Source organism: Pedobacter sp. AC402, assembly GCF_979252805.1.
Genome location: NZ_CEEDAI010000011.1, coordinates 292,983 through 314,390 on the forward strand (window position 1 = coordinate 292,983; position 21,408 = coordinate 314,390).

The window sequence follows — 21,408 nt, forward strand, 5'->3', positions numbered from 1 at the left end:
TATATCAAAAGGATTTTATGGGCCTAAACATTTATGATGGCGAAGAAGGATGTTATGTTGTTGGGAACAAGTTCGATAATTTAGCCCTAAACCAGGCATTGGTAACTGAAAGGAGGGATAAATACAGTTTTCCGTTTGGTGACGCTGAGATTGTGGAAATCGCTTTTTCGGGTATTTACATTGTTTATGGCGATGTAGTGGTAAAAAAAAGCCGTTTGCGGATTAAATCTTTTGATGAACCAGATATGGTAGAGCTCCATTTTTCATTAATGGGCGGCGGTATTATGGAAAACTTCCTTACCAATAAACGCATGGATATTAAATCCAATCAGCATAATATTATCTACAGTCCTGACTTTGATGGAACGGCGGAATTTTCATTAGGCGGACCGCATAAATTTTTTGAGGTAAATTTCGAAAGATCACGTTTTATCGATTTAACCAGTGAAAGCAGTACTTTATTAAAGAATTTTGCAGAAAATATTACAAATAACCGTCCGGTAGAGATTTCGGCAGAAAACCTTCCGATCAGTTTAGCGATGCACAGTTGTATTAGCGACATTATAAACTGCCATTTTACGGGTGGCTTAAAGCTCTTGTTCCTTCAATCTAAATGTTTAGAGCTTTTGGCCCTGCAAGCGCAGGCTTTTGAACTGGCGGCAAAAAAAACAGAAAGTCCAACCATCAAATCGGCCTATGATAAGGAACGCATTTATTATGCAAGAGAATTTTTATTGGCTAACGCAAGCCATCCGCCATCGTTAACCGAGCTTGCTAAAACCGCAGGAATAAATGAGTTTAAACTTAAACATGGTTTTAAAGAAATTTTCAATAATACAGTTTTTGGCTATTTAAGCGATTATAAATTAATGCGCGCAAAAGAACTTTTGGCCGATAACAGTAAAAACATTAAGCATATAGCTGAAGAACTGGGTTATTCTTCCGTACAACACTTTAGTAATGCTTTTAGTAAAAAATTTGGTATAAGCCCAGGGAAAGCACGTTAATTAAATCGAAAATCCTTTAACGTAACCGTCACTTGCATTTATTTCAGTGCCTTACGGGCAAGAAAGATGTTGAAATAAATTTAGTAAGCCGACCGTTTATCATAAGCTGTGGCTTAAACCTTTTTCCTTTTTTTCTTTAAATCAAGATAATCTACATAATATAAAACCTTAACCGAAAGGCTATTATTCTGCGGAGCATTTAAAATCCCGCTCAGGTTTTTATTGTACCGCTGGGTATAGTAAGTATCATAAGTTTCGGCGGCATCCTTATAAGAAACTGAAAGTGTGCTCCCTGGTGCAAACTGCCAGGTATAAATTAAATCAATGTTAAATACATTGTAATTTCTATCGGTACCTGTTAATGCTGGTCCTTTATAATCTGTTAAATTGCCATCTGGCTTAAGTAAATAAAATTCTTTGTTGCGCCTATCGCTCCAATAATGCCTCAACACAACTGTAAAACCCATTAAATTGGTAAAGGTATATTTCGCATCAAAAGAGTTTTCTACCGTTCTGCGGTCGTATTTAGAAAAAATGGCTTTATCGCCCTGTGCTGTTACCCAGTTTACATAATTGTAGTTTGGATTAAAACTAAGATCTAAACCAAAGGCAATTTTATCATTTAGCCTCAGGTTCTGGAAAAAATAAAAATTATATTCCTTACCCTTAAAAAGTTCTTGTTCTTTATAACGGATGTTTCCGCCCAAATTATAGGCTTTGGCACGGTTGGGGTTAATGTATAAAGCAAAGCCATAGCTTTCGGGTGCCTTATATACCTGTCCGTTTCTCGATTCGTAGAAATCATTCCTTGCTGCCGTATAAACACCATTTACTTCTGCCGACCATAGGTTTTTGAATTGAACGTATGGGCCGCCTTCTACAGAAAAAGTTTGATAGCTGCCTGGCATTGCCCTCCGCGAATATAAAACATTAAAATAGCTCAATAACTGATTGTACCAACTACTGGGCTTATAAACATTGTAATGGAAATCAAGCACCTGATCTAAAAAATTGTTATTGGTAAAAAAGCCTAAGTCAGATGGATCGAATTTATCATCGGCATATTGCTGAGAGTAACTCCAGGTAAAGTTTCCGCTTTGTTTACCAAACTTTAGGCCATAACTGTATCCGGTAACCGCTTCTTTACCTTTTAAATAACTCACTTTACCTGCGCCATTTATAAAGTATTTGTTGCCTTTATTGTTGAGGTTAAACAGTAAAGCAGTTACATTGGCATCGTAAGCCGAACCCTGCCTTAACACGTTGGTATTGATAAACGTTGCCGAACTATTATTTTTTAGCGACTGATCAAAAACCAAAATATTATAATTGGTAAGGGGTTGCGTTTCTACCTCACGAAGATTTCCCTGCGCATCTTCAACTTCCGTTTGCATGCTATTGGTAATGGCATTAAAAATCCCGATACCCAGGCCTTTTGCCGTACGCCCTGAAATTTTTGTGGCATTTAATACTTTGGCTTCTGTTTGATCTTTTACTACCTTATCTCCTCCTACTTCGCTATAATTATAATAAGATGGGATGGAGCCGATCCGCTTGGAATAAAAAAGATCTCCTTTGTTAAAAAGTTCGGTTCCTTCGGTAAAAAACTGTCGGTTTTCATTAAATTTTACCTCAAAAGGGGTAAGGTTTAAAATCCTGTTATCTGATTGTACCTGACCAAAATCGGGCACTAAAGTCATATCCAGCGTAAAACTGTTATTAATGCCATACTTTACATCCATACCACCGTTAAAGCGCGAAGTTGTATTTTTTACACCCGGTAAATTAACAGGATAATGATTAACATAGGCCGAAACGTATGGAGAAAATGACAACCTCAATGGCGGTTTTACATCTTTTATTCCCATCCAAAGCCCTTCCTGATTTATAAATCCGTTAACTTTCGGATCAACAAAATTCCAAAAAGTTTGAAGGTTTTGCCGCTGAATCCGCCTGCTAAAATTTAATCCCCAGTTTTGCACATCTTTACCAGAAAAACGCAGGGCCGAATAAGGAATTTTCATTTCACAGGTCCACCCTTTATCATCTATTTTAACTGCACTTTCCCAAACAGCATTCCAGTTTGCATCTTCATCACCCACCTGCGAGTATTTAGCATCAAACTGCACGCCCGCAGCGGTAACAAAAAGACCGTTACCGTTCATTTTATCATAAAATGGATCAACAATAATGGAAATAAAATCGGCGTTACCAATATTATCCCTCGAAACTAGTTCGTGCGAAACACTATCAGGATTATCGTACATGCGTGCATAAACATAAATCGCAACGTCATCATAAATTACCTTCATTTCGGTACGTTTATCCTGAGTTTCAATTTTTCCGGGGTTGGGCTTATTTTCGATAAAATCTGTAGCAATAGGTACATTATTCCAGCATTCATCATCTAAAACACCATCAATTTTAGGAATTTGGATTGTTCTTTTGGCATCCAACTGCTTTTGTTTAGCAATATCCTGTGCCTTACAGTAAGTACAAGCAAATATTAAAATTGGGAGAATAAAGCGTTTCATGGGTTTAGGTTAGTTGGGTATAAGACTGCATAAAGAACAAAATGTTGCACGGCCTGATTAAATAATATAGTAAACAAGCTAAAGTTTTGACTTTGAGTTGCTAAGATTTACAAGCAAAATTTAATACATTTGCCTTTTATTAAAAACAAGTAGCTTTTTGCCCATTGGCATTAAGCTTTTAGCTTAAAAAAAGATGTTTGATAATTTACAGGACAAGCTAGACAGAGCATTTAAAGTATTAAAAGGGCAAGGCAGCATTACGGAAATCAACGTGGCAGAAACCATGAAGGAAATCCGCAAAGCGTTATTGGATGCCGACGTAAACTATAAAACAGCAAAAGCATTTACAGACGATGTGAGGCAAAAAGCTTTAGGGCAAAATGTGTTAACATCAGTTTCGCCGGGGCAATTGCTTACCAAAATAATGAACGATGAGCTTGCAGCCTTAATGGGTGGCGAGGTTACAGAGTTAGAAACCAAAGCAAACCCTACCATTATATTAATTGCAGGTTTAAACGGTGCGGGTAAAACCACCTTCGCGGGTAAACTGGCGCTGCATTTAAAAGGTAAAGGTAAAAAACCTTTATTGGTTGCTGGCGATATGTACCGCCCTGCGGCTGTAGATCAGTTGGAGGTTTTAGGAACGTCTGTAGGGGTTTCTGTATATGCCAACCGCGAATCAAAAGATCCTGTTGCCATTGCCTTAGAAGGTATTGAGCATGGTAAACAAAATGGAAATAATGTAATCATTATCGATACCGCCGGCCGTTTGGCTATTGACGAGTCGTTGATGAACGAAATATCGGAAGTTAAAGCCCAAACCCATCCACACGAAATTTTGTTTGTAGTGGATTCGATGACAGGACAGGATGCCGTAAATACAGCTAAGATATTTAACGATAGATTAGATTTTACAGGTGTTGTTTTAACCAAATTAGATGGTGATACCCGCGGTGGTGCAGCACTTTCAATTAAATCGGTAGTAAATAAACCGATTAAATTTATTGGTACCGGCGAGAAAATGGAAGCTCTTGATGTTTTCTATCCAGATCGTATGGCATCGCGTATTTTGGGTATGGGTGATGTGGTTTCACTTGTTGAGCGTGCACAAATGCAGTTCGATGAGAAAGAGGCTGCAGAACTTCAGAAAAAAATCCGCAAGAATAAATTCGATTTCAACGATTTCTACAACCAGATTCAACAGATCAAGAAAATGGGTAACATGAAAGATTTGATGGGCATGATTCCTGGTGTGGGTAAAATGATGAAGAATGTAGATATACAGGACGATGCTTTTAAATCAATCGAAGCCATTATCAATTCAATGACGCCGTTTGAAAAAGAAAATCCAGACAGCATTCAACAAAGCCGTCGCTTGCGTATTGCAAAAGGATCTGGAAGCAAGGTAGAAGAAGTAACCAAACTGATTAAACAGTTTGAAGATATGCGTAAAATGATGAAGCAGTTTTCGAACCCGGCAGCCGCAGCAGCAATGATGAAAGGTATGCCTAAAATGCCATTTGGCAGATAGTTTAAAATTAGGAAAGAGAGGTTTAGGGCCTAAGGTCTTATTCTTCGTGAAGATATAATCCCGATCAGTAATGGTCGGGATTTTTTTGTTTGGTATAACATCGGTATTTTATATGAAAAAGCTGATTTAGTTTGGTAATTTGAGCAGAAAACGTTGTATTTGGAACTTAACCTAAAAAAATTTGATCCCTAGCTAAACAATCTCTATATTGTGATCAATATTCATCCCGAATAGTTTACATCTCCATTTATTTATTTAGAATCTAATGCTTGTAAAAACATACGGGAGTGCTGTTTATGGTGTAAATGCACTAACCATAACAATCGAAGTGAATATTAGTGCGGGTACCAAATACTACATGGTGGGCCTGCCCGATAATGCAGTTAAAGAAAGTTTGCAAAGGGTGGCCAGCGCAATAAACGTTTCTGGCTTTCGCATGCCCAAACAGAAAATTGTAGTCAACTTAGCTCCGGCCGATATCAAAAAAGAAGGTTCATCATACGATCTGCCAATCGCTATTGGCATTTTAGCAGCGTCAGGGCAAATTCCTGCTGATGAATTGGAGAATTATTTTATTATGGGAGAGCTATCATTAGATGGAAGCATTCAGCCCATAAAAGGTGCCTTACCAATTGCTATACAAGCCCAACAGGATGGATTCGATGGTTTTATCCTGCCCAAACAAAATGTTCGTGAAGCTGGTATTGTGAACGATTTAATTGCTTACGGTGTAGAAAACCTTGCGCAGGTAGTAGGTTTTTTTAATAAAACAGAACAGCTGGAACAAGTAAAGGTTAATACCAAAGAGGAGTTTTTAAAAAACATCAATAATTACGAACACGATTTTGCTGATGTTAAAGGGCAGGAAAATATAAAACGAGCATTGGAAATTGCCGCTGCAGGTGGCCATAATGTGATTTTGATTGGTCCGCCGGGTGCCGGTAAAACCATGTTAGCCAAACGCTTACCTACAATTTTACCCCCGTTAAATTTAACAGAAGCGTTGGAAACAACAAAAATTCACTCCGTTGCCGGAAAACTTTCGGCAGCTGATGCTTTAATGACTATCCGCCCATACCGCTCGCCTCATCACACCATTAGCGATGTAGCTTTAGTTGGTGGAGGAATAAATCCACAGCCTGGAGAAATATCACTGGCACATAACGGTGTATTATTCTTAGATGAACTTCCGGAATTTAAACGAAGCGTTTTAGAAGTGATGAGGCAGCCGTTGGAAGACCGCAAAGTTGCCATCGCCAGAGCACGGTTTTCAGTAGAATACCCGGCAAGCTTTATGTTGGTAGCCTCGATGAACCCCTGTCCGTGCGGGTTTTATAATCATCCGGAAAAGGATTGTGTTTGTGCCCCCGGCGTGGTGCAAAAATACCTGAGTAAAATATCTGGGCCACTTTTAGATCGGATCGATCTTCATGTTGAGGTTACGCCAGTTAATTTTAACGAACTGGCTTCCGCCCAAAGTGCAGAAAAAAGTGATTGTATCCGCGACCGCGTAATTAAAGCGAGAGAAATTCAGGACCTACGCTTTGCTAACCATGAGGATTTGCATTATAACGCACAAATGAGCCCTAAAATGGTACGCAAAGTATGCCAAATTAGTAACGAGGGCACTACTTTATTAAAAACCGCTATGGAACGACTGGGCTTATCGGCCCGTGCCTAGGACAGAATTTTAAAAGTTGCGCGAACCATTGCCGACTTGGCTGGAAGTGAGCACGTAGAACTCGAACACCTTGCAGAATCAATTAATTACCGGAGTTTAGATAGAGATGGCTGGGCGGGATAATATGTTGTTAAGAAAGCGTTTAATTTATTTGTTATCTTGATAAACATTAAGTTTATTGGCGTGCAAATATCCCCTATGAAAAAATTGCCTTTTATATTTTTAAGCTTAATCATCATTTCCCTAAAAAGCAACAGTCAAACATTGCCGGATTTTTTTCCACCCAAAAACTACAAAATGGTTACCCAAACCAAAGGCGATTTAGATAAAGATGGCATTGAAGAATTGGTATTTGTTTTTGATACTGACAAAGCGGACGGAAAGAATGGATTAAAAAGAATGTTATACATCTGCAAGCAAATAAATGGTAAAAACAAACTTTGGAAAAGCAATAGCAGCATTTTAAAAAGCAGTAAAGATTGTGGCTTCTGTATTGATGCGGGGGTAAATCTCTCGGTAAAAATCAAAAATAATACACTAATGACCGAACAAAGCTTTAACCACAACAGCAGGCATTATAGTACTTGGAAAAATTTTTATCGCTATCAAAATGCCGATTGGTTTCTGATCGGCTCTACATATGATGATTACGATACCTGTGATTTTGATTACCAATACGACATTAATTTCTCTACAAAACAAGTGAGTGTTGCCTATACCTATGGCGATTGCGATGACGGAATAAAGATCCCAAAAGATAGTTTTTATAATTTCAAATACCCATTTAAAGCACTTCCCAAAATGGATGGTTTTATCCCTGGCCAAATTGAACTAAAAATCCCCGCCAACGGCAAATATTTCTATTATTAACGCTCCCCATACCTACCATGAGAAAGATCTTTTGTTTATGCTTTATATTCCTCACCAGCCATTCATTCGCCCAAAAAATATTCAATCAGCCAAATGCAAAAGGGAGCTGGCAATACATTTATCCTTTTAAAAATACAAATTATGTGCTGGCTTTACAATGCCTTACTACTGAAAAAGAACCGCTTTCAGAATTGTGCAACACAATACTATACTTTGGTAGAACCGGAGTAAAAACCGACAAAATATTTTGGAAAGATAATATTGAAATGCGCCACATAGCCGATAACCTTAAATATGAGGATTTTAACAATGATGGGGTTAAGGATTTATTAATTTTTGAAGATACCGGAGCAAGGGGAGGAAACTCTTTTTATAACCTTTATTTAATTAATTGTAAAAAATATACTTTAACTAAAGTTAAAAATTTTGATAAAATTGTTAACCCAAGCTATGATAAAAAGCATGGCGTAATTATAAGTTACGGTTTTACAGGAACCAATTATTATCAGTTGTACCGCCTTGATAAAAATTATAAACCATACAAAATCGGCGATTCTTTTGATGACAAAGAAAATCTAGACCTCGATAAAAAAATAACTGCGATTTTAAACAAAAAATAATTTTTGTCTACTTTATTCAATTAAACTGAACAGTTTTATTATCCAAAAGCTATAACCATACATTTCAGGTAGACCTTTAAAAGATTTTCGTCTTTTGCTTTTTAAGCAACTATTCAACACCTTGTATTACATATGCTTACAAGTAAAATAATTTTCTACTATCATTTCTTCTCTCCTTAATTACCCTTCTATCAAAACGGTTTGGCATAGTGATTGTCTTTAGGCAGTTACATTTATTACCTATATAAAAATAAAAAAAGTGAAAGAGATGAAAAAGACAATCCAAATTTTCAGCATGCTATTAATAGCATTAACAGTAATGGTATCATGTAAAAAAGATACCGATCCGGCCGACAAAGATTTCTTTGTGGGTACCTATAAAGGAACAGTTTCTTATAGAAACGGTCAAACAACAATTAACAGCAGCGATGGCAAAGTAACTGTGAGTAAAGTTGGCGAAACTTATAACTTTTACTTTGGCAACAACATTCCTGATATTACAGGTGTAAAGTTTGAAAAGAAAAGCGATAACAATTATGTGAGCATAGGCTCAGGTTTAACTGGTATTAGTATTGATGCAAGTAATCTTAATATTTTAGTATCTAAAGATGGGCAAACATGGACAGCCAATTGCAACAGGTAAAAGCATTGTAAAGCAAAAGGCCCGATTTTAAATAAAATCGGGCCTTTTTTTTGTGACTATAACTCTTCTATATCCTCGTCATCTTCTTCAGGCACGTACTTTTCAATGGCCTGGCCGATGGCATTAACTTCTTCATCTTCTTCAAAAATAGGCAATTCGGTTTTATAATCCATTTTTAGCCAAATTGAAGAGGTATCTTTTTGAATCTGAATATATTCTCTGCCATCTTTAAAAATGGTGTAAGAATCATTTCCTTCAGGGAAAACTGAATAGTTTATTGGTCCGATTTCGATATCAAAAGGCTCTTGCATGCTGAATGTTTTTTTACAAAGATAAAAAATCTTTTCGTTGACTTTGAGCTTGACCGGATATATCATACATTCTTATCTTTATAGGATCAATTGATAAAGATGGATTTTTCAAAAGCAGATAACAAGGTTGCCCGAAAATTATTTGAGGTAGCTTTACAAAGAGAATTAATAAAAGGCATGCACGAATTCGCTGAAGTTTTGGATCAATGGAAAACGCAACAGCCTGTAGACAATAGGGATGACTACTATAAGGTATTTACTGCAGTAAAGGATTTTGACAAACATATCGCCAGAAGATATGACGGTCTCAAAAATTCCTGGTTTTTTGATACGGTCATTGCTATGCTTTTAGACAAAACAATCACACAAGCTGATTTAGAAGATTTTTCAGAAGAAGCCAAAACTGAAATCTTAAGGATTCTAAAATTCAGAGAAAATGACACAGATAATTAAAAAATTACGTCCTATTGTTTAAAAATCCCATCATTTATACTACTTTACGGCTAAAGAATTTACTGTACAGATAAGAAGATGAAGTTAACGTTTTGGGGCGCAGCACAACAAGTAACAGGCAGTATGCACTTGCTGGAGGTTGGCCATTATAAAATACTGATAGATTGCGGGTTAGATTACGAAAAAGAAACCTACCAGGAAGAAAACCAACAGTTTCCATTCGATCCGGCAAGTATAAACCTGGTTATTTTAACCCACGCCCATATTGATCACTCTGGCAATTTGCCTACGTTGGTGCGGCTCGGTTTTGATGGGCAAGTACTTTGTACACCACCAACAGCCGATTTAACTTCAATATTATTATTCGATTCTGTGGAACTTTTTTTAAGAAAGGCAGGTCGAAAACCCAGAACCAAACGAGGTAATTTTAGCGGCCCAAAACCTTTGTATCTGCACAAACATGTGATGGATACGATTGATCGTTTTGTAACTATTGCTTTTAATAAGCCTTTTAAAGTAAACGGCGATATTAGCTTAACTTTTGTTCCTGTTGGGCATTTACTAGGCGCAGCTGCCGCTGTTTTAACTATAAATGACCATGGTGAGGAAAAGAAAATTGCTTTTACCGGTGATATTGGAAGAGATAATTATCCGGTTTTAGTTAATCCCGAACCATTGCCCGAAGTTGATTACCTGGTAAGTGAAGCAACCTACGGAGGAAGAATGCATACTAAAGATCAAACTTTGGAAGAAAGATTGGTACAGGAAATTACCGAAGCTTGTATAAAAAGCCCCGGCAGATTGATTATTCCTGCATTCAGTATTGGTAGAACGCAATCTTTGGTATTTGCACTAAATCAAATTTTCACCAAAAAACTGTTGCCGCCAGTTCAAATCTTTGTAGATAGTCCTATGGCTATTCAAGCTACAGAGGTTTACCGTAAACACCATAACCTGGTAAACCAGGAGGCTAAAGATTTTTACCAAACCATGGGTGATGAATTTGAATTTGAGCATTTGGCTTATGTTCACACCATGAAAGAGAGTAAAGATGTTTCCAATTATTTTGATCCATGCATCATCATTTCATCAGCGGGTATGTTAGAAGGTGGCCGGATTCAGGATCACCTGTATTATAACATTCAAAATTATTACTGCACCATTCTGTTTATTGGTTATTGCGCAAAAGGAACACTTGGCTATAAATTATTAAGCGGCGCACCAATTGTTCGGATTAAAGACCGCGAAATGATGGTTTATGCCACAATACGCCAAACGGATTTGCTTAGCGGGCATGGCGACCATAACGATTTAATTAGAACAATAAAACAAACGGGGCAACCAAAAAAAGTATTTTTGGTTCATGGTGAAGATAAGAGCCTGCAAAGCTTATCATTGGCATTACAGGAAGATGGTTTTAATGTTGCAGTTCCCGAAAGAGGAGAAGTGTTTGAATTGTAGCGAATTACGCTTGTGCTCGTTCATGGTTTTTGGTTAATAGTCCATGGTTTTTGGCTCATAGCTGATGGTCTGCACGGCCATTAACCATTGTGATTAGGCTGGACGAGTTCATGGTTTTTTGGCTCATAGCTGATGATCTGCAGGGCCATTAACCAATGTGATCAGGCTGACGATAGTTCATGGTTTTTTGGCTCATAGTTGATGGTCTGCGCGGCCATTAACCACTGTGATCAGGCTGACGATAGTTCATGGTTTTTTGGCTCATAGCTGATGGTTTGGCGGCCATTGACAATAATCTAGTAACCATTTGTCTTTTAATTGGTTTACCATGGTTTTCCGCCCATAGCTGATCACTTACTCGCAATTGACAATAATCCATTTAACCATTGTGCTTTTCATTGGTTTACCATGGTTTTCGGCCCGTAGCTGATCGCTTCGCGGCCATTGACCATTGTGATTAGGCTGGACGATAGTTCATGGTTTTTTGGCTCATAGCTGATGGTCTGCATGGCCATTAACCATGATCTATTAACCATTATCTTCTGATTGGTTTGTAAAGCGTTTTGGCTGATCGCTCCCCGGCTATCGACCATAATCTATTAACCATCGTGCTTTTTTTGTAATGAAAATGATTACCCCCTTACTTGGCCGTTTCCCCTCACCACCCATTTGTAGCTGGTTAATTCTTCAAGTCCCATTGGGCCACGGGCATGAAGTTTTTGCGTACTGATCCCAATTTCGGCCCCCAGGCCAAACTGTGCTCCATCTGTAAACCCGGTAGAAGCATTGGCATACACCGCAGCGGCATCTACTTCATTTAAAAATTGAGCAATATTAGCAGCATCTTCCGATATAATTGCTTCGCTGTGTTTCGAGCTGTATTTTGCAATGTGGTTTAGTGCATCATTTAAATCTTCAACAATTTTTACGGCAAGCTTTAACGATAAAAACTCAGTGCCGAAATGTTCTGGCGCAGCATGATTTAACAATTCTGCAGGATAAGTAGCTTTTAATGCATCATAACTTCTTTCATCTGCATAAAGCTCAACATTTCCATCAGCCAAAGGCGATAAAAGGACAGATAAATCGTTCAACCTGTTCTGGTTGATCAGCACACAATCAAGAGAATTACAAACACTTACCCTCCTGGTTTTTGCGTTAAAAAAAATTGCTTTTCCTTTTTCCAAATCTCCAGATTCATCAAAATAAGTATGAACAATTCCGGCCCCGGTTTCTATGACAGGAATTTTGCTGTTTTCGCGAACATAAGTAATTAAAGATTGACTTCCTCTCGGGATCAGCACATCAACAAAACCTCTTGCATTCAATAAAGCTTCAGTAGCTGCCCTTTCTGCAGGCAATAGTATTAATACATCACGATTAATTTTATGTTTATCCAATACTTCATGGATCACTTTTGCAATCGCCAGATTTGAAAATTCTGCATCGCTTCCACCTTTAAGTACAGCCACGTTTCCTGTTTTAAAACAAAGTGAAAATACATCGGCAGTAACATTTGGGCGGGCTTCGTAAATTACACCTACAACACCTAATGGCACACTAACTTTCTGAATATGAAGGTGATTTTCAAGCGTTTTATCTGAAAGAATTTTACCTAAAGGACTGTTTAAACCTGCGACATTTATAAGATCATTCGCAATATCAGCAATGCGCGCTTCATTTAATTTTAGCCTGTCGTATTTGGGATCTTCGATGGGCATTTTTGCTAAATCTTTTACATTTTCAGAAAGAATTGATGCTGTATTGGCTACCAAAGCCTCAGCCAGATCTGTTAGAACAACATTTGTCGTTTCTTTATCAACGCTAACCAAGGTACGACTTGCTTGTTTTGCTTTTTCGAAGTATTGTTTGTAATCCATTGTTTTGTTTTAATTAGAGATTCGTCATGCTGAATTTATTTCAGCATCTATTAATAAGATCCTGAAACGAGTTCAGAATGACGAATGAGCCTGCTAAATAGCCGAATAAAAATAATCGTAATGCACCAGCGCTTTCTGTTTCTTTTGTCCAATGCGTTCCCTGGCTTTATCCGAACCATATTCTGCGATGCCCAATCCGATCAGGTTATTTTTTTCATCCACAATTTTAATAATATCGCCCTTTAAAAAATCTGTTTGTATTTCGATAATCCCCACGGGCAATAAACTGGTGGCTTTTCCTGAGGTGAGTACGGTTTTTGCACCGTCGTTTAACATCACAACACCAGTTGCAGCTGTTTTCCGAATGAGCAATCCATTTTTTCTTGCCTGATTTACTTTTTTCGGGTACAAAACGCGTGTGCACCAATTCATTATTTAATAATTCCGTAAGCACATCGTTTTTAGTTCCATTTGCAATATGAACCGTTATGCCAAGTTTCGCCACTTTTTGTGCCATGGTAGATTTAGTAATCATCCCCCCACGCCCAAATTGTGATTTACCTGTTTGTATAAAAGATGCCAAATTAGCAACCGAGCCATTAATTTCTTCAATAACAGCCGATCCTTCAATTTTTGGGTCGCCATTATAAATTCCATTCACATTAGATAAGATAATCAGCGCATCAGCATTTAACATCGAAGCAATTAATCCGGCAAGCTCATCATTATCAGTAAACATCAGCTCAGTAACAGATACTACATCGTTTTCATTTACTACAGGAATTACCTCATTTTGAAGCAAAATCTGCAAACAGTTTTTCATGTTTAAATAATGCGCCCGGTCGCGGAAATCTTCTTTGGTAACCAAAACCTGCGCACACTGAATATTATGGGTGGCAAAAAAATTAGCATAGGTATTAATTAGTTTCACCTGGCCAATTGCAGCCAATAACTGTCGGGTAGTTACCGCATCTTGCTTTTCAGAAACCTTAATCAGGCTTCTACCAGATGCTACTGCCCCCGAAGAAACAAGAATAACTTCAATACCTTGTTTTTTAATATCTGCCAATTGGTTTACAAGGTGTTTAATCCTTGCTTCATCGGGCAAACCATTCGCTTGTGTAATTACATTTGAACCAACTTTAACAACTATTTTTTTGTAGCCTAATTTCATCCTTCTTTTCAAGCATTTTGATTTGGCAATTTAACATCAATTTTTCTATTTCGGATGATTATCTATAGGCTTTGTGGATTTTTGCTAAAATGGTAATTGTTGGTTTGGGGTTGAGCACTTGGTGTTTGGTGATGCTTAATCGATTTAACAATTAACAAGTTATCCTGCCTGCCACTACTACTGAACATGGAACAAATGAACTCCTGAGCTAATGGCTAATAAACTATTGAACTATTTGACTAAATTGCATTTGAACCTAAATCAAACCGCTATGAAACGTATCTTACCCAGCCTAATTGTACTTAGTACAGTTATGGCTTGCAATAACCCCCAAAAGAAAGAAATGAAAGCGATTAAGTGGCCCGATGCCAAAGCTCCTGTAGCAGAAATTATTCCTCACCAAAGAGTAGTACATGGCGATACTGTAGTAGATAATTACTATTGGATGATCGATTACTTTAAAAAAGGTCCGGATAGTACAAAAGTTGTCAATTATTTAAAAGCCGAAAATACTTACCTCAACACAATGATGAAAAGTACAGATCAATTTCAGGCTGATCTGTTTAAAGAAATGAAGGGAAGGATAAAGGAGAAAGATGAATCTGTACCTGTTTTAAAGAACGGCTATTTTTATTATACAAGAACCGAAGATGGACAACAATACTTTAAATATTGCCGGAAAAAGGGAAGTTTATCAGCTGCTGAAGAAGTTTTGCTAGATGTTGACGACCTTGCAAAAGGGCACACTTATTATAGTGCAACAGGTTTTAGTGTTAGTCCAAACAATAAACTTTTAGCTTTTGGTGTAGATCAGGTATCTCGCCGCCAATACACCATTAATATTAAAAATTTAGAAACAGGAGAAATACTTAAAGATGCCATTACCAATACCGAAAGTGCAGTAGCATGGGCAAATGATAATAAAACATTTTTTTACACCTCAAAAAACCCTGTTACGCTTTTAAGTGAGAAAATTAAAAAACACACACTTGGTACAGATGCCAAAACAGATGCGGTAGTTTATGAGGAGAAAGACAACAGCAACTATATTGGCGTAATGAAATCAAAAAACGGGAGGTACATTTTCATCGGCTCGCAGGGAACACTAAGCGCTGAATATAGAATGATTGATGCTGATCATCCTGAAAATGCTTTTAAAGTGTTTTCTAGCCGATCGAAAGATGTTTTATACGATATTTTGCCTGTAGACGATAAATTTTATATTATAACCAATTGGAACGCCAAAAATTTCCGCCTGATGGAATGTCCTTTGGATAAAACAGAAAAGGAGAACTGGAAAGAGGTTATTCCAAACCGCAAAGATGTTTTACTCGAATATGGGGAAGAATTTAAAGATCATTTGGTATTATCAGAACGTAAAAACGGTTTGACAGCGCTCCGCGTACTTAAAAATGATGGGGGCGATTACTATATCAAATTTGATGAGCCTGTTTATGCTGCCGGAGTAGGTGCAAACCCAGAGTATAACAGTAAAACGCTCCGTTATTCTTACACTTCTTTAACCACACCAAGTTCTGTTTACGATTATGACCTTGATAAGAAGGATAAAAAACTAATGAAGCAACAGCAAGTTGTTGGTGGCTACGATCCTAATGATTACGCAACAGAACGTATTTTCGCAACGGCAAAGGATGGAACAAAGATTCCCATCGCTCTGGTTTATAAAAAGGGTTTCGAAAAGAATGGACATGCGCCATTGCTGTTGTACGCATATGGATCTTATGGATCAAGCACCGATGCCACTTTCTCTTCACCCAGATTAAGCCTTTTAAACCGTGGTTTCGTTTTCGCTATTGCAAATATCCGTGGCGGACAGGAAATGGGCAGACAGTGGTATGAAGATGGCAAGCTGATGAAAAAGAAAAACACATTTACCGATTTTATTGCTGCAGGTGAATATCTTGTTGATCAAAAGTACACTTCAAAAGGTCATTTATATGCCCATGGAGGCAGCGCAGGAGGCTTATTAATGGGTGCAGTTGCCAATATGGCTCCTGATTTATGGAACGGAATTATCGCTGATGTTCCTTTTGTAGATGTAATTAATACCATGCTGGATGAAAGCATTCCGTTAACCACGAATGAATTTGATGAGTGGGGAAATCCTAAACAAAAAGCAGCTTACGATTATATGAAAAGCTATTCCCCTTACGAAAATGTAGAGAAAAAGGCCTACCCGAATATGCTGGTTACCACAGGCCTGCACGATAGCCAGGTGCAGTATTTCGAACCTGCCAAATGGGTGGCTAAACTACGGGCTGCAAAAACTGATAAGAACGTACTATTGCTTAAAACCAATATGGAATTTGGTCATGGTGGCGCATCGGGCCGTTTCGATTATTTGAAAGATGTTTCCTTACGGTGGGCATTTTTGTTCTCGCTGGAGGGGATAACGAAATAATTTTTTACTCGGTTCGTCATTCACGCCTGCGCGGGAATGACGACCACTTTTTTTTAAATTTAAATCAAGCTAAAACCCCACAATGAACACCAAACTAAAAACACTCCAAATTATCCATCTTGCCTTATGCTCAGGAGTTTTCCTTTTTGCATTGGTAACCATTTTTCTTAATCGCGAAATGATGTTTTTCGATGCCAACCCTAAAACCACATCACCCTTTAACCCCATATTTCCGATCATGGGTTTGATCACGATTTCTGCAAGTATCTTTTTTCATAGAAATTTAATGGCAAAAATTAATAAAAATGCCCCTGTCGATACAAAAATCAATATGTATCAAAGTGCATTTATCATTAGCTCAGCGATGCTGGAAGGAGGTGCCCTTTTTAACATTGTTGGTTTTTTTATCACACATAATTCGTTCTTTTTAATTTTTGCTGCGGCAAATTTTGCTTTTTTGGTACTTAAAAGGCCAACCAAAGATAAATTGATCTCCACTTTACAATTGCAATATCCAGATACAGAGTCATTGTGAGCAAATAGCCTTATCTTTGCCCTTCAATGGAATACAATGTTCACACTTTGCCAAACGGTATACGCTTATTGCATGTGCCTTCGGCCTCTGCCATATCACACGCCTGTGTTATCGTAAATACCGGCTCTCGCGATGAGCCGGAAAATAAAGCAGGTTTAGCGCATTTTATCGAACATCTGATTTTTAAAAGAACTGAAAAACGCAGTACCAATCAGATTTTAAACCGCTTAGAAAGTGTTGGTGCTGATTTAAATGCTTATACCACAAAAGAATATACCTGCATACATGCTTCTTTTTTAAACCCTTATCTGGATAGAACTTTAGATCTTTTCAACGATATTCTGTTCCACTCTACTTTTCCCGAAGAGGAAATGGATAAAGAGAAAAGTGTAATCCTGGATGAGATTTCTTCTTACCTCGATCAACCTGAAGAAGCCATTAACGATGATTTTGAAGACATGCTTTTTGCAGGGCATCCACTTGGCAACAACATTTTGGGCACAACTGAAACGGTGCAGCATTTTACCCGCGAAGATGTAATTAATTTTAGAAAAGCCAATTACCGAACAAATGAAATTGTAGTGGCTATTTTAGGAAATTATACCCTAAACAGCGTAGTTAGCAAAGGCAGCAAACATTTTGCCGCTGTTGAAGAAAATAATCCCGATAAAGCCAGGTTAAAACCAACCGTATTACCACAAAGCAATACCACCATTTACAAACCGATTATGCAGGCACACTGCATTTTGGGCACCCAGGCTTATTCTACCCATCAGGAGAAAAAGGTACCCTTAATGCTGTTGAACAATTATTTTGGTGGTAACGGAATGAGCTCGGTTTTAAACCTGCAGATTAGAGAGAAATATGGAATAGCATACACAATAGAATCTAATTTTTCTCCATTAAGCGATACGGGTATTTTTTCAGTCTATTTTGGAACAGATAAAGAAAAACAGACAAAAGCACTTTCTCTAATTTTTAAAGAAATTAAAAGGCTTAGAGAACATCCCTTAAATGAACTTCAATTGCAAAAAGCAAAAAATAAGTTTATAGGGCAAATTGCCTTGGGAGAAGAAAATAGAATCGGACTAATTATTTCGATGGCAAAAAGCCTGATCGATCACAATAAAATAGATTCTTTAGAAACTGTTTTTGAGAAAATAAATGCAGTTACCACCAAAGAAATGGCCGATGTGGTGCATGAAATATTAGATATTGAGCAACTGAATATCTTTACTTTCTGCCCAATAGAGGAATAATTCTTATTTTTGTAAAAAAATGCTCGTGCATTGCTTTACTTTTTCGTTACTGCAAGGTACAAAGCAACAATACAACAATCGCTGGTTCAACCAGCGCATTAAAACTGCTTCGTACCCGTAATGAAGGACGACATAAATATTATACAATGAAATTACCAATAGTAGCATACGGCGATCCTGTTTTAAAAAAGGTAGGAACCGATATCGATAAAGATTATCCAGAACTAAAACAATTGATCAGCGATATGTTCGACACCATGTATTACGCAAATGGTGTAGGTTTGGCCGCTCCTCAGATTGGCTTGCCTATCCGTTTGTTTATTGTAGATACCGGTGAAGATGAAGATGGCAAACCTGGTTATAAAAAAGTATTTATCAACGCCGAAATTTTAGAAGAAACCGGAGAAGCCTGGAGTTTTAACGAAGGCTGTTTGAGTATTCCTGATATCCGTGAAAACATTATGCGCAAGCCTAATATCAAAATTACTTATTTTGATGAAAACTGGGTAGAGCATACTGAAGATGTAGATGGAATGCCAGCACGCGTAATCCAACATGAATACGACCATATTGAAGGTAAATTATTTACCGATAAAGTAAGTGTGCTCCGTAAAACCATGCTTAAAAGCAAACTGGATGCGATTTCGAAAGGAAATATCAAAACAGATTACAAAATGAAGTTTCCGAATAAAAGTAAGAAAAGATAGGCTTAAAATGGAAGATACACGAGGGAAAATTGAAACGTTTTCCCTTTTTTATTTAAGGTCCATCCTCATTAATTGCCTTCTTGCGTCCTCCTGAACTTGTTTCAGGATCTTTATAGCAGTATAGATCCTGAAACAAGTTCAGGAGGACGGCTAGCTAAAATAAAATTAAGGTAATAATTATCTTTTGCAATGGACCTCTGTACCCAGACTAATTCGTCCGGCTCTTATCTCCATCAAAGATCTGCTGCATCAGCTTGCCCCAGGCAAAAGGGTTCAGTAGGGGGTTGGTTTGCACCATGTTCTTATTGATCATCCTATCAAAATTATACCTGTAATTCTGACTTCCGATTTCTTGCCCATCACGCGGTAAGGTTTGTATTAAACCATCAATTGAGGAACGAGAAAGGTTCTTTTTGGCAATGGCCATATCATCATCCGCCAGTTTCATTGATAAAAACTCGCGGGTAAATTCTTCTGTTGTGGCCCAAGGGAAAACACGTACAGATGGTAAATCAATCACATTGGCTTTTAATTTAACCATAATGGTGTACTTACTATCAGGGGTACTTTCCGGAATTACTGTAGAAAATTTTTTGTAACCAATAGCGGTAAATAAAATGGTATCGCCAGGATTTACAATAAAGGTAAAATACCCTCTATAATCAGCACCAACCCTTTTACTCTTGGCAGAAAGATTGGTGATGGTAACATAAGGAATCACATTTGAACTATCAATATCGGTAATAATCCCAGAAAATTGGATGAGTTTATCCTGTGCCGGCTTTTGTTGCGCAAAAGCGGTTACAGAAAAAATTAAGCAAATCAGGGCAATACAATATCTCATTAAGACAAAAGTAATTTTATTAATAAAACTTCCTTGTTAAATAGTGTTAAAGCTTAATCCTGCTCGGCCATGTTTACGGCTACAACTGAAGTGATCTGTGGAACGGCTTTCATAATTGCCTGTTCAATACCAGATTTCATAGTCATGAAACTCATCGGGCAAGAACCACAGTTGCCTAAAAGCTTAAGCTTTACCGTTCCTTCTGATGTAATTTCTTCAACAGACACATCACCTCCATCAGCCTTTAAATATGGCCTGATAGTTTCCAATGCCTGTTCTACTTGTTCTGTTAAATTCATTATATATATTTTAATTTATAAAAATAGTAATTTTTTAGCAATTCACCATTTGCGCATTGTTGATGGATATCTGCTGTGCAATTTTACTTGCAATATCACCAAATATAACATCCAACAGAGGGTTTTGGTTCAAAGCAACCGGTTTTCCGTTATCCCCAGCTTCCGAAATACTCTGTATAATCGGAATTTCACCTAAAAATGGCACATTAAAGCGTTCAGCAAGTTTAGTACCGCCACCTTTTCCGAAGATATAATATTTATTCTCAGGCAATTCTGCAGGAGTAAAATACGACATGTTTTCTATAACACCTAAAATTGGAATATTAATTCCTGGCATCCTGAACATAGCCAAACCCTTGTGGGTATCGGCAAGTGCTACCTGTTGAGGTGTGGTAACCACCACCGCGCCAGAAATAGGGAAACTTTGAGTTATGGTAATGTGGATATCGCCCGTTCCCGGTGGAAGATCTACGATCAGATAATCCAATTCGCCCCAATTTGTATCGTTGAACAACTGCTTTACTGCGTTAGATGCCATTGGTCCGCGCCATGGCACAGGTTGACCCGGATCTGCAAAAAAACCCAGCGACAATAACTTGATTCCGTATTTTTCGATCGGTAAAATTTTTGTTTTCCCGTCTGCAGTTTCTTCAGCTCCAGGCTTGGCATCAACAAGATCGAACATCGTGGGTACCGACGGCCCGTAAATATCGGCATCGATTAGGCCCACTTTAGCACCGTCTTTAGCCAATACAACCGCCAAATTGCTTGCCACTGTTGATTTACCAACGCCACCTTTGCCAGATGAAACCAAAATGATGTTTTTGATGTTATCTAACGATGATGAATTGGTTGGCTGGGTAACCCTCGACGTTACATTGATGATTACTTCTGCCGTTTGCGAAACAAAATGTTTGATTGCATTTGTACAGGCATTTTTCAACATCTCCTTCATCGGACATGCTGGTGTAGTAAGCTCTAGTGTAAAATTGACCTGGTTATCCGTTATCTGTAAATCTTTAATCATGTTTAAAGTAACCAGATCTTTTTTAAGATCGGGATCTTCAACATTTTTAAGCGCATCTAAAACTTGTTGCGGGCTAATCTGCATGGTATTAATTTAAATTCAAAATTAACAAAACATAGCCATAAATACTTTTATTTAGGCTTTTTAACT

At 37.7% G+C, this 21,408-nt stretch carries 19 protein-coding genes and 1 pseudogene; 12 read left to right on the top strand and 8 right to left on the bottom strand.

What is annotated here, in order from left to right; genetic code table 11:
• The first annotated feature begins 17 nt into the window (after nt 1–17).
• A complete protein-coding gene (locus tag AC0IWE_RS20035) occupies nt 18–1,007 on the top strand; it encodes a helix-turn-helix domain-containing protein (RefSeq protein ID WP_471794476.1) in 990 nt (329 codons plus the stop codon).
• A gap of 113 nt (nt 1,008–1,120) precedes the next feature.
• On the opposite strand, the gene AC0IWE_RS20040 is transcribed toward AC0IWE_RS20035, so the two are convergent.
• Nucleotides 1,121–3,541, bottom strand: coding sequence for a DUF5916 domain-containing protein (locus tag AC0IWE_RS20040; RefSeq protein ID WP_471794477.1), 2,421 nt, complete (start codon nt 3,539–3,541; stop codon nt 1,121–1,123).
• Nucleotides 3,542–3,734: 193 nt separating this feature from the next.
• On the opposite strand from AC0IWE_RS20040, the gene ffh reads away from it, so the two are divergent.
• The 5 genes and pseudogenes from ffh (at nt 3,735) to AC0IWE_RS20065 (ending at nt 8,886) form a co-directional block, all read left to right on the top strand.
• A complete protein-coding gene (gene ffh / locus AC0IWE_RS20045; RefSeq protein WP_055914213.1) occupies nt 3,735–5,072 on the top strand; it encodes a signal recognition particle protein in 1,338 nt (445 codons plus the stop codon).
• A 265-nt stretch (nt 5,073–5,337) separates the two neighbouring features.
• Nucleotides 5,338–6,876 (top strand): annotated as a pseudogene (locus AC0IWE_RS20050) (YifB family Mg chelatase-like AAA ATPase).
• A gap of 75 nt (nt 6,877–6,951) precedes the next feature.
• A complete protein-coding gene (locus tag AC0IWE_RS20055) occupies nt 6,952–7,623 on the top strand; it encodes a hypothetical protein (protein WP_471794478.1) in 672 nt (223 codons plus the stop codon).
• Between the two features lie 17 nt (nt 7,624–7,640).
• On the top strand, nt 7,641–8,243 hold the full coding sequence (locus tag AC0IWE_RS20060) for an XAC2610-related protein (protein ID WP_471794479.1): 603 nt from the start codon (nt 7,641–7,643) through the stop codon (nt 8,241–8,243).
• A 268-nt stretch (nt 8,244–8,511) separates the two neighbouring features.
• Complete coding sequence (locus AC0IWE_RS20065; protein WP_055914447.1) at nt 8,512–8,886, top strand: hypothetical protein; 375 nt, start codon at nt 8,512–8,514, stop codon at nt 8,884–8,886.
• 56 nt (nt 8,887–8,942) lie between these two features.
• Here the strand turns inward: AC0IWE_RS20065 and AC0IWE_RS20070 are convergent, their stop codons facing one another.
• Nucleotides 8,943–9,197 carry a hypothetical protein gene (locus AC0IWE_RS20070; protein WP_471794480.1) on the bottom strand — a complete coding sequence of 85 codons (255 nt, stop codon included), beginning with the start codon at nt 9,195–9,197 and terminating at the stop codon, nt 8,943–8,945.
• A gap of 99 nt (nt 9,198–9,296) precedes the next feature.
• On the opposite strand from AC0IWE_RS20070, the gene AC0IWE_RS20075 reads away from it, so the two are divergent.
• Together AC0IWE_RS20075 and AC0IWE_RS20080 are read left to right on the top strand one after the other, a co-directional pair.
• The gene (locus AC0IWE_RS20075; protein ID WP_471794481.1) at nt 9,297–9,650 is read left to right on the top strand and encodes a hypothetical protein; all 354 of its coding nucleotides are present in this window, start codon (nt 9,297–9,299) and stop codon (nt 9,648–9,650) included.
• Between the two features lie 78 nt (nt 9,651–9,728).
• The gene (locus AC0IWE_RS20080; RefSeq protein WP_471794482.1) at nt 9,729–11,111 is read left to right on the top strand and encodes an MBL fold metallo-hydrolase RNA specificity domain-containing protein; all 1,383 of its coding nucleotides are present in this window, start codon (nt 9,729–9,731) and stop codon (nt 11,109–11,111) included.
• A gap of 632 nt (nt 11,112–11,743) precedes the next feature.
• Here AC0IWE_RS20080 and AC0IWE_RS20085 read toward each other — a convergent pair.
• The 3 genes from AC0IWE_RS20085 to proB all read right to left on the bottom strand — a co-directional run bounded on the left by AC0IWE_RS20085 (nt 11,744) and on the right by proB (nt 14,165).
• Nucleotides 11,744–12,991: a glutamate-5-semialdehyde dehydrogenase gene (locus tag AC0IWE_RS20085; protein WP_471794483.1), complete on the bottom strand. Its 1,248-nt coding sequence runs from the start codon at nt 12,989–12,991 to the stop codon at nt 11,744–11,746.
• Between the two features lie 93 nt (nt 12,992–13,084).
• Nucleotides 13,085–13,327, bottom strand: a complete 243-nt coding sequence (locus AC0IWE_RS20090; RefSeq protein ID WP_471794484.1) for a PUA domain-containing protein — start codon at nt 13,325–13,327, stop codon at nt 13,085–13,087.
• On the bottom strand, nt 13,218–14,165 hold the full coding sequence (gene proB / locus AC0IWE_RS20095; RefSeq protein WP_471794485.1) for a glutamate 5-kinase: 948 nt from the start codon (nt 14,163–14,165) through the stop codon (nt 13,218–13,220). The genes AC0IWE_RS20090 and proB overlap by 110 nt, the downstream gene beginning before the upstream one ends.
• 271 nt (nt 14,166–14,436) lie before the next feature.
• On the opposite strand from proB, the gene AC0IWE_RS20100 reads away from it, so the two are divergent.
• The 4 genes from AC0IWE_RS20100 to def all read left to right on the top strand — a co-directional run bounded on the left by AC0IWE_RS20100 (nt 14,437) and on the right by def (nt 19,088).
• Entirely contained in the window at nt 14,437–16,587 is a 2,151-nt protein-coding gene (locus tag AC0IWE_RS20100) for a S9 family peptidase (RefSeq protein WP_471794486.1), read from the top strand.
• A gap of 82 nt (nt 16,588–16,669) precedes the next feature.
• Nucleotides 16,670–17,122 (top strand): hypothetical protein, encoded by a 453-nt coding sequence (locus tag AC0IWE_RS20105; protein WP_055914244.1) that lies wholly within the window; start codon nt 16,670–16,672, stop codon nt 17,120–17,122.
• Nucleotides 17,123–17,148: 26 nt separating this feature from the next.
• A complete protein-coding gene (locus AC0IWE_RS20110; RefSeq protein ID WP_471794487.1) occupies nt 17,149–18,381 on the top strand; it encodes a M16 family metallopeptidase in 1,233 nt (410 codons plus the stop codon).
• A 146-nt stretch (nt 18,382–18,527) separates the two neighbouring features.
• Entirely contained in the window at nt 18,528–19,088 is a 561-nt protein-coding gene (gene def / locus AC0IWE_RS20115; RefSeq protein ID WP_055914249.1) for a peptide deformylase, read from the top strand.
• Nucleotides 19,089–19,296: 208 nt separating this feature from the next.
• Here def and AC0IWE_RS20120 read toward each other — a convergent pair whose 3' ends face one another.
• Genes AC0IWE_RS20120 through AC0IWE_RS20130 form a run of 3 tightly spaced genes read right to left on the bottom strand, consistent with a single transcriptional unit; the run spans nt 19,297 to nt 21,342 of the window.
• Complete coding sequence (locus tag AC0IWE_RS20120) at nt 19,297–19,932, bottom strand: peptidase associated/transthyretin-like domain-containing protein (RefSeq protein ID WP_055914252.1); 636 nt, start codon at nt 19,930–19,932, stop codon at nt 19,297–19,299.
• Between the two features lie 53 nt (nt 19,933–19,985).
• A complete protein-coding gene (locus AC0IWE_RS20125; RefSeq protein WP_029274884.1) occupies nt 19,986–20,231 on the bottom strand; it encodes a NifU family protein in 246 nt (81 codons plus the stop codon).
• 34 nt (nt 20,232–20,265) lie between these two features.
• On the bottom strand, nt 20,266–21,342 hold the full coding sequence (locus AC0IWE_RS20130) for an Mrp/NBP35 family ATP-binding protein (RefSeq protein ID WP_471794488.1): 1,077 nt from the start codon (nt 21,340–21,342) through the stop codon (nt 20,266–20,268).
• Nucleotides 21,343–21,408: the final 66 nt, after the last annotated feature.

Excerpts from the sequence above, each read along its gene's own strand:
- AC0IWE_RS20105 (WP_055914244.1), top strand. The coding sequence starts at position 16,670 with ATGAACACCAAACTAAAAACACTCCAAATTATCCATCTTGCCTTATGC.
- AC0IWE_RS20085 (WP_471794483.1), bottom strand. The coding sequence starts at position 12,991 with ATGGATTACAAACAATACTTCGAAAAAGCAAAACAAGCAAGTCGTACC.
- AC0IWE_RS20065 (WP_055914447.1), top strand. The coding sequence starts at position 8,512 with ATGAAAAAGACAATCCAAATTTTCAGCATGCTATTAATAGCATTAACA.
- AC0IWE_RS20100 (WP_471794486.1), top strand. The coding sequence starts at position 14,437 with ATGAAACGTATCTTACCCAGCCTAATTGTACTTAGTACAGTTATGGCT.
- proB (WP_471794485.1), bottom strand. The coding sequence starts at position 14,165 with ATGAAATTAGGCTACAAAAAAATAGTTGTTAAAGTTGGTTCAAATGTA.
- ffh (WP_055914213.1), top strand. The coding sequence starts at position 3,735 with ATGTTTGATAATTTACAGGACAAGCTAGACAGAGCATTTAAAGTATTA.
- AC0IWE_RS20110 (WP_471794487.1), top strand. The coding sequence starts at position 17,149 with ATGGAATACAATGTTCACACTTTGCCAAACGGTATACGCTTATTGCAT.
- AC0IWE_RS20130 (WP_471794488.1), bottom strand. The coding sequence starts at position 21,342 with ATGCAGATTAGCCCGCAACAAGTTTTAGATGCGCTTAAAAATGTTGAA.
- AC0IWE_RS20075 (WP_471794481.1), top strand. The coding sequence starts at position 9,297 with ATGGATTTTTCAAAAGCAGATAACAAGGTTGCCCGAAAATTATTTGAG.
- AC0IWE_RS20120 (WP_055914252.1), bottom strand. The coding sequence starts at position 19,932 with ATGAGATATTGTATTGCCCTGATTTGCTTAATTTTTTCTGTAACCGCT.
- AC0IWE_RS20090 (WP_471794484.1), bottom strand. The coding sequence starts at position 13,327 with ATGTTAAACGACGGTGCAAAAACCGTACTCACCTCAGGAAAAGCCACC.
- AC0IWE_RS20040 (WP_471794477.1), bottom strand. The coding sequence starts at position 3,541 with ATGAAACGCTTTATTCTCCCAATTTTAATATTTGCTTGTACTTACTGT.
- AC0IWE_RS20125 (WP_029274884.1), bottom strand. The coding sequence starts at position 20,231 with ATGAATTTAACAGAACAAGTAGAACAGGCATTGGAAACTATCAGGCCA.
- AC0IWE_RS20060 (WP_471794479.1), top strand. The coding sequence starts at position 7,641 with ATGAGAAAGATCTTTTGTTTATGCTTTATATTCCTCACCAGCCATTCA.
- AC0IWE_RS20035 (WP_471794476.1), top strand. The coding sequence starts at position 18 with ATGGGCCTAAACATTTATGATGGCGAAGAAGGATGTTATGTTGTTGGG.
- def (WP_055914249.1), top strand. The coding sequence starts at position 18,528 with ATGAAATTACCAATAGTAGCATACGGCGATCCTGTTTTAAAAAAGGTA.
- AC0IWE_RS20080 (WP_471794482.1), top strand. The coding sequence starts at position 9,729 with ATGAAGTTAACGTTTTGGGGCGCAGCACAACAAGTAACAGGCAGTATG.
- AC0IWE_RS20070 (WP_471794480.1), bottom strand. The coding sequence starts at position 9,197 with ATGCAAGAGCCTTTTGATATCGAAATCGGACCAATAAACTATTCAGTT.
- AC0IWE_RS20055 (WP_471794478.1), top strand. The coding sequence starts at position 6,952 with ATGAAAAAATTGCCTTTTATATTTTTAAGCTTAATCATCATTTCCCTA.